Origin of the sequence: Sorangium sp. So ce726 (assembly GCF_051521405.1) — a bacterium.
Taxonomy (GTDB): domain Bacteria; phylum Myxococcota_A; class Polyangia; order Polyangiales; family Polyangiaceae; genus Sorangium.
Genome location: NZ_CP150349.1, coordinates 5,645,237 through 5,658,045 on the forward strand (window position 1 = coordinate 5,645,237; position 12,809 = coordinate 5,658,045).

Here is a 12,809-nt window from a genome sequence, read left to right on the forward strand (position 1 = left end):
GGGAGCTCGAGGCCATCGAGCCGCCGGGAGCCCGATCCCTCGTTCAGCTCACTCCCCCCGCTCGAGCAGCCCGCGCGCCGCGCGCTCGAGCAGTTCGTGCCCCGTCGCGTCCCCCTCCTCGATGTGCGCGACGCCGATGCGGAGGGTCATCCGGAAGGGCGTCGTGGCCGCTCGTCGGAAGCGGTGCTGGCGCACCTTCTCGCCGAGCACCTTCGCGAACGCGGACGACCGCGTCCGGCCGATCCCGGGGCAGACGATCGCGAGGGTGTCGCGGCGATAGCGCCCTAGCAGCCCGCCTTCCGGCACGTAGATCCTGACGATGCGCGCGAGGTCGCCGAGGATGCGATCGACCCCGGCTCGGCCCTGCGCCTCCTCGACGCCCTGGAGCCCCTCCACACTGAGCAGCAGCAGCGAGAGCCGCCTCGTCCGCTGCTCCTTGGCGCGCTGCACCTCCTTCTTCAGGAAAGCCCGGAGCCGCTCCTCGTGGACGACCGCGGCGAGATCCTCGTCACGATGGCGCGACTCGCCGGCCTTGGGCCCCGGCTCCGGAGGCTTGGGCCCCGGGTCCGACGGCGAGCTGGCGCGCCGGTCGTCCGTCTCGCCCCCGCGGCTCTCGACCCCGCGGCGGGACGACGGCGGCGGGTTCGTGGGCCGCTCGGGCGCCGGAGGCGGGGTCGACGGGGCGGGCGCGCCGAGCGCCTCCGCCATCAGCGTGACGGCCGCCGTGGCGCGCTCGAAGCGGTCCTTCGGGTCGATCGCGGTCGCCTGCTGGAACCACGCGTCGAAGGCGGGTGGCAACCGGATGCTGCTGCGGCGCCGCGCGGCGCGGACGCTCGGCGGCTCAGGCAACCCCGCCACCATTCGCTGGAGGAGCGCGTAGACCGACGGCAGGACGTTGGCCTCGGTCAGCCAGTACGGGGTGCCCACGAGCAGCGCGAAGGCGACATGCGCGAGCGCATGGATGTCGGTCTTCGGCCCGACGGCGACGTCGCCGCGGATCTGCTCGGGCGCCATGTAGAGGGGCGTCCCGACCATCGCCGTGCGGTCCGCCATGCTGCGGTGCGCCACGACCTTCGCCAGCCCGAAATCCAGGACCTTCACGCAAGGGGAGCCGTCATCCCGCCTCGTCAGGAAGAGGTTCGCCGGCTTGAGGTCTCGGTGGATGATGGCGGCCGCGTGCATCTTGTCGAGCGCGCGCGCGACCTGGCCCAGGTAGAGCACCACCTCGGCCGGCGGCAGCGGGCCGCGGCGCGCCGACAGGCTCGCGAGCTCCTCGCCCTGGAGCAGGTCCATGACGAGGAACGGCATCCCCGAGTCGGCGTCGATGCCGGCATCGGAGATGTGAACGATGTGGTCGCTCTCGATCCCGCCCGTGATCTTGGCTTCCTGGGCGAACCGGGCGCGCTGGGCCGGGTCCTGGATGGAGCCGGGGAGCATCACCTTGAGCGCTCGGCGGCGGTCCGTGACCTCGTCCACGACCTCGTACACCGCCCCCATCCCGCCCGTCTTGATGGGGCGCACGACGCGGTACCGCCCATGGAAAGGCGTGTCGGGTCGGAGCTGCGCGAGGCTCGGCGGATCCATAGGGTGATCGCGGCCCTGGGAGCATAGATCGGACCGGGCCTTATCCGGTCGCCGTTCGCGCCCCCGGATGAGGTGGGGTGGGCAGCTGGTGTGCCGGAAAACTCGACGCCTCCGGCGGCCGCGTGGTAGCTCCGCCGGGTGGGTTCGTATGCGCTCGCCGTCCTCTCCGCCGTGAGGCGGAGCTCCGCGCCCTGGGTCGCGGCCGCGTTGCTCGGCCTCGGCGCCGTGACCCTCATCACAGCGCCGAGCTGCGGCAACGACGCTGTGGGCGTCGACGCCTGCCGGCGGATCGAGCAGGCCCGGTGTGAGGCGGCCGCCGTGTGCCCGGAGTGGATCGGCTCCGGGGACGCCGAAGAGCGGGTGAACACCTGCATCGAGTTCTACTGGGACCAGTGCCTGCACGGCATCCAGAACGGCGCCGGCGGCGGCCAGGCCGCTGAAGACCCGAAGACTACCCAGGTCGATGCCTGCGTCGCCGCCGTCGGCGAGGCGCGCGCCTGCGCCAGCGCGAAGGTCGCGTCCATGGCGGAGTGCTCTGCTTCGCCGCTCGCCGAAGGCGTGGACCGCGCGATCACCCCCTGCAAGGTGATCACCGCACAGGCGGAGGCGCTCGAGGCCTGTGCGTTCGTGGCCGCCCCGAACGGCGGCGGCAGCGCCGGCAGCGGTGGCTCCGGCAGCGGCAGCGCTGGCAGCGGTGGCTCCGGCGGCGGCAGCGCCGACAGCGGCAGCGCGGGTAGCGGCGGCTCCGGCGACGGCAGCGGCGGCTCCGGAGGCGGCAGCGCCGGCAGCGGTGGCTCCAGCGGCGGCAACGGCGGCTCCGACGGGCCCTAATACAGCTGCGGGAAGCTCCCCTGGACCGCTCTCATGCAGATCGCCGACCTCGCACCAACCTGCTAGGTTCAGGGAGGAGTTCGACGATGGCTACGCCGGCAACAGTCCACGTTGATGTGGAGCTCCCTTCCGATCTCGCACAGCTCCGCCTCCCGGCGGGGGTCGATCGCAGGCTGCAGGCGCTCCTGGACAAGCAGGATCGCGGGGAGAAGCTGTCGGCGGATGAGGCCGTCGAAGCCGAGGGGCTCGTCGATCTCGCCGAGCTGCTCAGCTTGCTGCGCCTCCGCGCATCGCGGAAGGAGCCTGCGCTGACGCGATGAGCGGCGACAGCGTGCCCGCGGCGCTTCAGCGTCGCGTCCGCAAGCGTGCCGCCGATCGATGCGAGTATTGCCGGCTCTCCCAGGTCAGCCAGGAGGCCACGTTCCATGTCGATCACATCCAGCCGCGGCACGCAGGTGGCCTGACCACCCTGGAGAACCTGGCGCTCGCCTGTGTGTCGTGCTCCCTGCGCAAGGGAGCGAGGACCCATGGAGAGGATCCGACCACGGGCGACCACGCAAGCCTCTTCCACCCTCGCTGGGGTCGCTGGGAAGACCACTCCGACGTCACGAGCGAGCTGTTGATCGCCGGGAAGACACCGACAGGCCGCGCCACGGTCGCGCTGCTCCGAATGAATCGGCCTCTCGTCATCGAGATTCGACGTGAAGAGGCGTGGCGGGGTCGGTTCCCCTAGAGGGCAGGCGCCCGCTGCTTCCGCGAGCTCATCACCGCGGCGCCGCGCGATACTCCGCGCACTCACGGCGGCTTCAGGCCTTGCAACGGCCAGGCTCTGGCCTCCGGGCGCAGCCGCGGCGCCGCCTCGCACAACCTGGAGCGGCGCGTCCGGCAGCTCGCCCGCGGGCGCCTCCGTCCCCGGGGTCCTCCTCCCGCGGGCCTCGCTTGGCCGCGGGCCGCGGGGCCGCGTTTCATGTGGCGCCGTTCCCCGGCTTGGACTAGTGCCCCCTGCCGATGGGCCGAGCTCGAGCTGGTTTCGGAACGTTGTTCGCTGCGGATCGCACGCGCGGGCGCTCCCCGCGACCCCGGTCCGGCCGGTGCGCCCTGACGCTCGCCGTGCTCACGCTCGCGGCCTGCGCCGATGGTTCCAACGGCGACGACGACCTGCAGCTCGGGACGTCGGTGACCATCGACCCGCTCGCCTTCCTGGGCGACGTCCAGTGCGCGAAGGGGGACATGGGCAGCTATGTCGCCACGCTCACCGACGAGAGCGCGGAGGGCGGGCCGTCCCCCCTTGCCTCGTCGCCGCCGATCTCCTGTGCGTGGAGCGTGTCGTTCACGTCCGTCGTCGAGGGGCACAAGTACACGGCCACGATCGATGGCTACAAGGAGCTCGCCGGGACGCTCACGCCCAAAGACGGCGAGACCTCCGGGAGCCCCGTCATGCTGGGCTCCAACGGCCAACCGGTCGCTCCGAGCTGGACGTGGGAGTGCCCAGGCCCCGACGCCCCGAACGGCGCCGGCTCGATCGTGGCGGAGAAGGACGTAGAAATCGTCGTCCGGACGTGCGTCCCGCCCACCTCCGTCGAGCCCTGATCCTTCCGGCGCCCCGTCACGCCGCCTCACGATCGCGCCGCGCTGCCCAGCGCCCCCCGCCCAGGACGCTCAAGCGCTCCCGCCGCGCTGTCCGGCACCCCTGATGCCCCCTCGCCGGCGCCTCGCGACGTCCGCCGAGGAGCCGGCGGCAGGCCGCGATCCACGCCCGCCGCGCGCGGGAAGGAACGCCCTCTAAGGCCGGCAAACCCTTTGCGCCGGCCTGCCCCTTGGAGTACCTGAACGCATCCGTCGCATCCCCTGAACAGCGTGGGTCATAGGGCGGGCGGCGAAGGCCGGATTCCACCTCGTCGCTCGTCGATCGAGACCAGGGCCGGTTCTGCCGCTCCGCTCGACGCTCGAGCCGCGCTGGAATGGGCATCTACGACGGGGGCCGAGCGCGCGCCGCGCCCGCCCCCCGCGCCTCGGGTGCAGGTCCCCCATGGAAGAGACGTCGAACATCCAGCAGAAGGTTCCGGTCAGCATCCAGGACGAGCTCCGGACGAGCTACCTCGACTACGCGATGAGCGTGATCATCGGCCGCGCGATCCCGGACGTGCGCGACGGCCTGAAGCCGGTGCACCGCCGGATCCTCTACTCGATGAACGAGCAGAAGATCGGCCCCGGCGGGGCGCACAAGAAGTGCGCGCGCGTCGTCGGAGACGTCCTCGGCAAGTACCACCCGCACGGCGATCTCGCGGTCTACGACGCGCTCGTCCGGATGGGGCAGACCTTCAGCCTGCGCTACCCGCTCATCGACGGGCAGGGCAACTACGGCTCGGTCGACGGCGACTCGCCCGCGGCCATGCGGTACACGGAGTCGCGCCTGTCGCGGATGGCCGTCGAGCTGCTGGCGGATCTCGACAAGGACACTGTCGACTTCGTCCCGAACTACGACGACTCGGAGCTCGAGCCGAGCGTCCTGCCGGCGAAGTTCCCGCAGCTCCTCGTGAACGGCTCCGGCGGCATCGCCGTCGGCATGGCGACGAACATCCCGCCGCACAACCTCGGCGAGATCATCGACGCGACGATCGCGATCATCCGCAACCCCGACGTCACGCTGGAAGAGCTACTCCACCTCGTCCCGGGCCCCGATTTCCCGACCGGCGGCCTCATCTACGGCAAGAGCGGGATCGTGCAGGCGTACACGACCGGCCGCGGCTCGATCACGATGCGCGGGCGCAGCCAGGTCGAGAAGACGATGAAGGGCGACCGCGAGCAGCTCGTCTTCACCGAGATCCCCTACCAGGTGAACAAGGCCCGGTTGGTCGCGAAGATCGCCGAGTGCATGAAGGAGAAGCGCATCGAGGGGATCAGCGAGGTGCGCGACGAGAGCGACCGCGAGGGGATGCGGATCGTCGTCGAGCTGAAGAAGGACATCTTCCCGCAGGTGGTCCTGAACCAGCTCTACCGGCTGACGGATCTCCAGGCGACGTTCGGCGTCATCAACCTGTCGATCGCGAACGGCCGCCCCGCGGTGTTGAGCCTCAAGGACACGCTCTCGCACTTCATCGAGCACCGGCGCGAGGTCGTGACGCGGCGCTGTCGGTTCGAGCTCCGGCAGGCCGAGTCGCAGCGCGAGCTCGTCGAGGGGCTCGGGATGGCGACGAGCGACATCGATCGCATCGTCGCGACGATCCGGGCCTCGAGCGATCCGGACGACGCGCGGGAGAACCTGCAGAAGCTGCCGCTCCGGGGGCTCGGCGAGTTCCTCCGGCGCGCCGGCCGGCCGGAGCCCGAGTGCGCCGAGGCCGACACGCGCGGCGACTACTTCCTGTCGGAGCGGCAGGCCAAGGCGATCCTCGAGATGCGGCTGTCGCGCCTGACCGGCCTCGAGCGGGAGAAGCTCGCGAAGGAGTACGGCGAGCTGTCGCAGACCATCGAGCGACTCCGGGCGATCCTGGCCGACATGGGGCTGCTCATGAACGTGATCGTGATGGAGCTCGAGGAGATCAAGGCGCGCTTCGGCGACAAGCGACGGACCGAGATCGTGCCGGCCGAGGCCGAGATCCAGATGGAGGACCTGATCCAGGAAGAGGACATGGTCGTGACCATCTCGCACGCCGGCTACCTGAAGCGGACGCCGACCTCGACGTACCGGGCGCAGCGCCGCGGCGGCAAGGGGATGGTGGGGATGGAGGCGCGCGAGGAGGACTGGGTGAGCCAGCTCTTCGTGGCGTCGACGCACTCGTACGTCTTCTTCTTCAGCGACAAGGGCAAGGTCTTCGTCAAGAAGGTCTACGAGATCCCGCAGGCGCCTCGGAACGCGAAGGGCCGGGCGATCGTGAACTTCGTCGGGATGGAGCCCGGGGAGAAGGTCGCGGCGATCACGCCGGTGCCAAGCTTCGACGGCGAGACGTTCGTGGTGACGTTGACCCGCCGCGGGCAGATCAAGAAGACGGCGCTCAACGAGTACGAGAACTACCGGGACAAGGGGATCATCGGCGTGCGGATCGAGGAGGGCGATCAGCTCTTCACGGCGGCGCTCACCGACGGCAAGCGCGAGCTCGTGATCGCGACGCGGAGCGGGATGAGCATCCGCTTCCCCGAGGACCAGGTGCGCCCGACGGGCCGCGCGACGATGGGCGTGAAGGGCATCGAGCTCGACGAGGGCGACGTGGTGGTCGGCCTCGGCGTGAGCGGCGACGGGCGCGACCGGGTGCTCGCGGTGTGCGAGCGCGGGTATGGCAAGCAGACGCCGCTCGATGAGTTCCGGCTCCAGAGCCGCGGCGGCAAGGGCGTGATCCTCATCGACGCGAGCGAGCGGAACGGGCCGGTCGTGGGCGTCGCCATGGTGAGCCCGAGCGACGAGGTGCTGATCGTGACCGATCGCGGGCAGATGATCCGCACCAAGACGAGCGAGATCCGCGAGACGGGGCGCAATGCGCAGGGCGTGCGGATCATGCACGTCGGCCAGGACGAGCGGGTCGTCGCCGTCGAGGCGTTCGCGGCGGACGCGACCGAGGCCGAGGAGGGCGGCTCGACGCCGCCGGGAGCGGGCGCGGACGGGACCAACGGGGTCGCGGATCACGCGGGCGGGAACGGGAGCAGCGAGGTCAACTAGACGTCGACCGGGCGCGGAGCTCGATGGCCGACGAGGACCGCTAACTCGGTCACGTGCTCGTCCTGGGCGCCCATCGTCACGAGCGCGTCGGCGAGCCGCAGGACGTACTCGACGTTCGAGCCGCTCGGGCCGTGCGACGCGAGCACCTGCGTGGCGATCTCGGGGAGCGGCGCAGCGCCCAGGTAATCGGGGTTATCCGGCGTGGCCAGGTACACGATGGCCGACCGCGCCGTGATCTCCGCGCGCACCGCCGCCCCGTCCGCTAGGTGGAGCGGCACGTCGTGGCGCGCATATCCGCCCTTCTCGCGGTGGTCCAGCGCGCCGAGCACCTCGTCGAGCTCGGCCTCGGCAACCCGATAGGCCATCCCCCAGCAGCGCGCGCCAGGCGACGGGATGAGCGTGACCACCCGCCCGGGAGCCCCGGGGACGCCCCGATGATCGGTGGACCCCTGCCAGAAGCGGCGGGCCCACCCCATGATGTACCCGGGCACCATCTGCTCGAAGCGGAAGGCCGGCCGCCAGATCAACGAGCCGTAACCGAAGATCCACGTCTCGCGGTCCACGGGGCGATTGTACCAAACCGCGCCGGCCGCCAGCCGCCGCTCACCCCTCGAGCAGCTCGAACCGGATCCCCGCCGCCTGAAGCCGCTCGATGAGCCGCTCCCCCATCGCGACGACCGGCGTGATGACCCCGGCGCGCGCCGGCAGCCGCTCGCGGTCGAACGCCATGCAAAGCGCCGACTCCGCCACCATCTTGGCCGTCTCCGAGTAACCGGGATCGCCGCCGCTCACCCGCGTCACCACCTTGCGCGAGGCGCTCTTCCCCTGGAAGGTCACCTGGAACCAGCTGCGGGCCCGCTCCTCTGCGCTCGGCCCCTCCCCCGGACTCCGCACCTTGCGGAGCAGCTCCCGCGTCGGTCCCACCTTGGCCAGCGCCGTGACCGCGCCGAAGCCGGCGATCCCCATCACGAGCTGCAGCCCGGACTTGACCTGCACGTTGTGGCTGTACTGGAAGTCGGGGCCGTAGGCGTCGAGCTCCCGCGCGCTCCGCAGCACGACGAGCGGATCGATGCTGGGCATCGGACAGAGCCACGCGCGCAGCCCCTTCTCGTAGCGGATGCGCGTCTTGAGGCCCCGCACCTTCCGAGCCCCGTACGCGTCCTCCCCGCGCGCGGCGCCCTTCCTGGGGCTGGGGTGCGCCATGATCTCGAGCAGCGACTGCCAGGTGCCGCCGGAGAAGCTGCCGTGCACGCGCACGATGCCCTCCACCATGATCGGCTCGCCCGCGGGGAGCTTCGTCACCGTGAAGAGCACCCCGAGGTCGTGCGGGATGCTGTCGAAGCCGCAGCAGTTGACGATCCGCACGCCCCGCGCGCGGGCGGCCTCGTGGTGGCGCTCGATGAGGCGGTCGACGAACCCAGGCTCGCCGGTGAGATCCACGTAGTCGGTACCCGCGCGGATACACGCCTCGACGAGCGGCTCGCCGAGCGCCGTGTAGGGACCGACCGTCGTGATGACGACGCGCGCCTGGCGCGCCATGCGCTCGAGCGACGCCGCGTCGTCCGACGCCGCCTCGATGACGCCCAGCGAGGAGCACGCCGGATCGATCGCCTCCATCGCCGCCTTCACCTCGGCGAGGCGCCCCGCGTTCCGGCCAGCGATCGCCCAGCGGATGGGCCGCTCTTCTGCGCCACGGGCAGAGGCGTCCTTGCCCTTGGTGGCGAGATACTCGGCGACGAGGCGACCGGTGAAGCCGGTCGCTCCGAAGACGATCACGTCGTACGCGCGGTCGCTGGTCATGGGGGCAGCCTTGATACCACGACCGCGGGCAGGAACGTCAGCGCCGGCACCACGAGAGAGACGGCGGCACCCAGCCACCGAACGAGCGCTCCAGGTGCTCCGCCACGGCGATCGTCACATGATCGTTGCCGTGGATCGCCGCCACCTGGACGCCGAGCGGCAGCCCCTCGCCGTTGAGGCCCAGCGGCACCTGCGTCGCCGGCATCTCCATGACGTTGAGCACCGCGGTGTATGTCCACCGGAAGGGCGGCAGGAGCGGCGCGTAGTGCCGCGGCGCGGGGCTCGGATAGGACGGGTAGAGCATCACGCCCTGCTCGCCGATGCGCGACACGAGCTCGGCGCGCAGCGCCTTGCCGAGCTCCAGGGCGCGCTCGACGCGCGCCGGCAGCAGCCCGCCGACGGCCTCCAGCAACGTGAGCCCCAGCGCGGGCAACGTGTGCGCCGAGCGGCGGACCGACCAGCGGGCGAGCTCGCGCGGCAGGCTGACCGGGCGGCCATCACCGAGCAACGCCCGGAACGTGACGCCCCCGGACGTGCCCACCATCGCCGTCCAGATATCGAGCGCCCGTGCGAGGAGGTCGACCTTCGCCTCGATCACCGTCGCCCCGCAGGCGGCGAGCGCCTCCGCCGCCCTCCGCTGCGCGGCCACGAGATCGGCGCTCACCCGGCGCACGCCGTCGTGCTCGACGGAGAGCACCGTCAGCCTGCCGAGATCGACCGAGGCAGGATCGCCGAGCGGCAGCGGCGCACAGCCCGGATCGCGCGCGTCGGGGCCGGCGAGGATGCGGAGCACCGGCATGAGATCCTCGGCGCGCCGGGCGATCGGCCCCGTCGTCATGAAGCGGAGCCCTCGCTCGCCCGGCAGCGGGAACTGGCCCGAGGTCGGCACGAGCCCGCCGGTCGGCTTGTGGCCGAAGACGCCATTGAAGAACGCGGGCATGCGGATGGATCCGCCGATGTCCGAGCCGAGCCCGACCGGCGCGCCGCCCGCGCCGACCACCGCAGCCTCCCCGCCCGAGCTGCCGCCCGCGGTGCGCGCCGGGTCGTAGGGGTTGTTCGTCCGGCCGTAGAGCCGGTTGTTCGTCTCCATCCACATGCAGAGCTCGGACACGTTCGTGACGCCGAGCGGGATGAAGCCGGCGGCGCGCAGGCGCGTGACCGTCACGGCGTCCTCCTCCGCGCGCAGGCCGGCGCGGGCGACGAGCCCCGCGGAGTTCGGCATGCCGGCGACGGCGAAGCTCTCCTTGATGGAGCACGGGACGCCGAGGAACGGCGGCGCGCCCGCGGCCCCGCGCTGATCGAGGAGAGCGTCGACCGCGCGCGCCTCGGCGCGGGCGGCCTCGAACCGGTCCGCCACCATCGCGTTGAGCGTCGGGTTCACGCGCTCGATGTGCCGGATATGGGCCTCCACGACCTCGGCCGACGTCACGGCGCGTTCGCGGATCAGCGCGGCGAGCCGGGTCGCGGAGAGCAGGAGCAGCGGATCTCGTGACAGCATGCGTGCGACCGAGGATCAGGCTCGGGACGACGACCCAGGTCAAGGGTCCGCCACCCCGGATCCGTCGATCGCCCCCACCCCATCCCGGGCGCGAGACGCGCGCGGCCCTCGCCGGGCGTCCTCTTGGGCGCCGGAGGCGCTAGCCGCCTACTCCCCCGCGGTCTGCCTCGCGCCCGCGGCCTGCCTCGCGCCCGCGGCCTGCCCCGCGCCCGCAGCCTGCTCCGCGCCCGCGGCCTGCCTCGGGCCCGCGGCCTGCTCCGTGCCCGCGCGCTGCACCGGTGCGACCGCGACTGCGCGCGCCCGCGCTCGCTGCGGGAAGGCCCACCGCACCGCCCCGGTGACCAGCCAGTCGACCGCCCCCCGGTCGTCGACCTGGATGCCGGGATCGACGTACACCTGCACCCGTTCGCTGAGCTCTGCGCCGACCTCGAGCACGCTCGTCGACACGACGCGGTGAGCGCCGCGGTGGTCGATCGTGAACGCCTGGTCCGGGCTCACCCAGAACCCGTGCGGCAGCTCGATGATCGCGAATTCCCTTATGGTTGACTTCTGGATGGCGTTCCGTTCCGGATCGCCGCCGAACGACACGGCGTGCTGCAGCTGGGCCCCGAGCCGCGCGGGCCGCGCCACGCGGACGTACGCCTGCACGAGGGGCGCCACCTGGTTCTTCCCCGCCCCGAGCGCGCGCTTCGTCGCCGAGTCGAGGACGAGATCCGTGCCCAGGACCAGCGCGAACCGCGGCGTGCCGACCACGCGGACGAGCGGCCGGATCAGGATGTCGCCGAGCCCCACGTCGCGCTGGCCCTCGATGTCGCCCGCGTACGCGAGCGGCAGGTCGGCGCGCAGCGAGAAGGTCCTGGTGAAGGCGTAGTCCCCCCGGAGCACGGCTGCGTTGAAGAAGCCGTTCCTGCCGCTCGAGTAATCGTTCCGGAGCTCGAGGAACGTGCTGAAGTTGGCGGCCGCCCTCGGTTGCGTCCGGGGCGCCGCAGCGGCGGGCCGCTCCGGCGCAGCAGGTGGCTGCGCGGGCGGCGCGGGTGGAAGCGACGGCCGCGCGGGCTGTGCGCCGGCGAGCGCCGTGGGATCCCCTGGGTGCGCAGGATCGGCGCGGGCCGCGGCGGCGCCGCTCAGCGCGAGGAGCCCGACCGTGCCGAGAGAGGCCACGCGGCGGCGCTGCTGACCACAAGGCGAGACCGTTCGACCGGCAGGGCGCGCCTGCGCGACGCGATGCGCTTGCATGCCGGGTTCATGGGTGTGTCGCGCGATCTGGCGGCAGTCAGTTCAAGACAGCAGTCTGCACTTCGGGCGCGCATGAGCCGACGTCCGGTGTTTGCGCACCTATCCCCCGGCGCCGCAGCATCCTGACCGCGTCCTCACCTCCGCGCGCTCCACGTGACGGGCTTTGCGCGCCTCGCTCGACTCGCCCGGCGTCGCGCTCGAGCGACGCATTCGTGCACATCGAGCGCAGCGCATCGCCGTTCGAGCCACCGCAGACCGAGCTCCCGGACACCGCCGGTTCGTGCTGAACATCACGCGGTTCACGTGCGCGCGCTCGAACAAAAAACTGCACGAAATGCCGCAGAAACAAGCGATCTGTAAAGAAACAACTTGACGCGACGCAGCAGCTCTGTAGGGTAGAAGCATCTACGCCATGCAGAAGCCGATGTGCACCGCCAGCGCCCACGCCTCCGGCGATGGGACCCTCGCTGAGAAGGTTGTGCACCACGCTTCGTTGGCGTCCTCGGCGGCGCGTTCGTTCGTCGTCGTCGAAGGCGGCGTGTCCGTCGGGCTCCTAGCGGGCCTAGCCATTCCTACGCTCATCAGCCTAGTTGACGTCGTCGGGCTGATTCGCGTCGGGAACGGTTGCGGGCCGCCGCTCTGAGCTGAGACACAGCATGGAGATTGGCCCCCGCACCGAGATGGTCCGGGGGCTTTCGTTTTTTCGGCCTGAGGGTTCACGGAGAGCAGCCGTCGTCGAAGGAGGATCAGGTGAGCAAGGAACATTCGAGGAAGAATCGGGAGGACGCCTCTGTCGAGGCCGTCGGCCAGCGCATCGCGGAGCTCGCAGAGCTCGTCGCCGCGGGATGTGGGGGGCCCGTCGCGTCGAGCGCCGTGCGAGAGGAGTTCGAGGCGCTCGTCGACGAGATCCGCGCCCGAGCCAGCGGGGGCGCCGTCCGCGCGCCCCAGCGCTCCTCGACGCACCTCAAGGGCGCGCGCCCGCACGGCGACGCCGCGGAGGCATCGTTCGAGTTCCATGCTGACCCGCCCTCCACGCGCTCCAACGCGGATCAGCGCGCCAAGCCGGCGAGCGCACCCAGCAGCTCGCGCGTCGTGTCGCTCGACGACGCGCGCAGGGTGCTCGACGCGATCCGCCGTGAGGAGAGCAGCGGCGGCGGCCCTCGGGAGGATCTGCAGCGCGCGATCGCCTAAGTTGCTGAGCCTCTGAGA

Annotated in this window: 12 protein-coding genes; 7 read left to right on the plus strand and 5 right to left on the minus strand. The window is 71.6% G+C overall.

Annotated elements, in window-relative coordinates; genetic code table 11:
• Positions 1–48: 48 nt before the first annotated feature.
• Positions 49–1,584 (minus strand): protein kinase domain-containing protein, encoded by a 1,536-nt coding sequence (locus tag WME79_RS21005; protein ID WP_437538421.1) that lies wholly within the window; start codon positions 1,582–1,584, stop codon positions 49–51.
• Positions 1,585–1,722: 138 nt separating this feature from the next.
• Here WME79_RS21005 and WME79_RS21010 point away from each other — a divergent pair, with 138 nt between their 5' ends.
• The 5 genes from WME79_RS21010 (at position 1,723) to gyrA (ending at position 7,066) form a co-directional block, all read left to right on the plus strand.
• Positions 1,723–2,415 (plus strand): hypothetical protein, encoded by a 693-nt coding sequence (locus WME79_RS21010; RefSeq protein ID WP_437538422.1) that lies wholly within the window; start codon positions 1,723–1,725, stop codon positions 2,413–2,415.
• Positions 2,416–2,501: 86 nt separating this feature from the next.
• Positions 2,502–2,735 (plus strand): hypothetical protein, encoded by a 234-nt coding sequence (locus tag WME79_RS21015; protein WP_437538423.1) that lies wholly within the window; start codon positions 2,502–2,504, stop codon positions 2,733–2,735.
• Positions 2,732–3,148, plus strand: a complete 417-nt coding sequence (locus WME79_RS21020; protein ID WP_437538424.1) for an HNH endonuclease — start codon at positions 2,732–2,734, stop codon at positions 3,146–3,148. The genes WME79_RS21015 and WME79_RS21020 overlap by 4 nt, the downstream gene beginning before the upstream one ends.
• 377 nt (positions 3,149–3,525) lie before the next feature.
• Complete coding sequence (locus WME79_RS21025; protein WP_437538425.1) at positions 3,526–4,005, plus strand: hypothetical protein; 480 nt, start codon at positions 3,526–3,528, stop codon at positions 4,003–4,005.
• Positions 4,006–4,444: 439 nt separating this feature from the next.
• On the plus strand, positions 4,445–7,066 hold the full coding sequence (gyrA, locus tag WME79_RS21030) for a DNA gyrase subunit A (protein WP_437538426.1): 2,622 nt from the start codon (positions 4,445–4,447) through the stop codon (positions 7,064–7,066).
• Here the strand turns inward: gyrA and WME79_RS21035 are convergent.
• The 4 genes from WME79_RS21035 to WME79_RS21050 all read right to left on the minus strand — a co-directional run bounded on the left by WME79_RS21035 (position 7,063) and on the right by WME79_RS21050 (position 11,600).
• Positions 7,063–7,629, minus strand: coding sequence for a gamma-glutamylcyclotransferase (locus WME79_RS21035; RefSeq protein ID WP_437538427.1), 567 nt, complete (start codon positions 7,627–7,629; stop codon positions 7,063–7,065). The two genes, gyrA and WME79_RS21035, sit on opposite strands and share 4 nt — an antisense overlap.
• Positions 7,630–7,669: 40 nt before the next feature.
• Positions 7,670–8,866: a saccharopine dehydrogenase family protein gene (locus WME79_RS21040; protein WP_437538428.1), complete on the minus strand. Its 1,197-nt coding sequence runs from the start codon at positions 8,864–8,866 to the stop codon at positions 7,670–7,672.
• Between the two features lie 37 nt (positions 8,867–8,903).
• The gene (locus WME79_RS21045) at positions 8,904–10,364 is read right to left on the minus strand and encodes an amidase (protein ID WP_437538429.1); all 1,461 of its coding nucleotides are present in this window, start codon (positions 10,362–10,364) and stop codon (positions 8,904–8,906) included.
• Positions 10,365–10,511: 147 nt separating this feature from the next.
• Positions 10,512–11,600: a hypothetical protein gene (locus WME79_RS21050; RefSeq protein ID WP_437538430.1), complete on the minus strand. Its 1,089-nt coding sequence runs from the start codon at positions 11,598–11,600 to the stop codon at positions 10,512–10,514.
• A gap of 412 nt (positions 11,601–12,012) precedes the next feature.
• Between WME79_RS21050 and WME79_RS21055 the strand changes: the two genes are divergently transcribed.
• Positions 12,013–12,243, plus strand: coding sequence for a hypothetical protein (locus WME79_RS21055; RefSeq protein WP_437538431.1), 231 nt, complete (start codon positions 12,013–12,015; stop codon positions 12,241–12,243).
• Positions 12,244–12,350: 107 nt separating this feature from the next.
• The gene (locus WME79_RS21060; RefSeq protein ID WP_437538432.1) at positions 12,351–12,791 is read left to right on the plus strand and encodes a hypothetical protein; all 441 of its coding nucleotides are present in this window, start codon (positions 12,351–12,353) and stop codon (positions 12,789–12,791) included.
• Positions 12,792–12,809 lie beyond the last annotated feature (18 nt).

Coding starts and splice junctions, on each gene's coding strand:
- WME79_RS21055 (WP_437538431.1), top strand. CDS start 12,013: ATGCAGAAGCCGATGTGCACCGCCAGCGCCCACGCCTCCGGCGATGGG.
- WME79_RS21050 (WP_437538430.1), bottom strand. CDS start 11,600: ATGCAAGCGCATCGCGTCGCGCAGGCGCGCCCTGCCGGTCGAACGGTC.
- WME79_RS21015 (WP_437538423.1), top strand. CDS start 2,502: ATGGCTACGCCGGCAACAGTCCACGTTGATGTGGAGCTCCCTTCCGAT.
- gyrA (WP_437538426.1), top strand. CDS start 4,445: ATGGAAGAGACGTCGAACATCCAGCAGAAGGTTCCGGTCAGCATCCAG.
- WME79_RS21005 (WP_437538421.1), bottom strand. CDS start 1,584: ATGGATCCGCCGAGCCTCGCGCAGCTCCGACCCGACACGCCTTTCCAT.
- WME79_RS21045 (WP_437538429.1), bottom strand. CDS start 10,364: ATGCTGTCACGAGATCCGCTGCTCCTGCTCTCCGCGACCCGGCTCGCC.
- WME79_RS21020 (WP_437538424.1), top strand. CDS start 2,732: ATGAGCGGCGACAGCGTGCCCGCGGCGCTTCAGCGTCGCGTCCGCAAG.
- WME79_RS21040 (WP_437538428.1), bottom strand. CDS start 8,866: ATGACCAGCGACCGCGCGTACGACGTGATCGTCTTCGGAGCGACCGGC.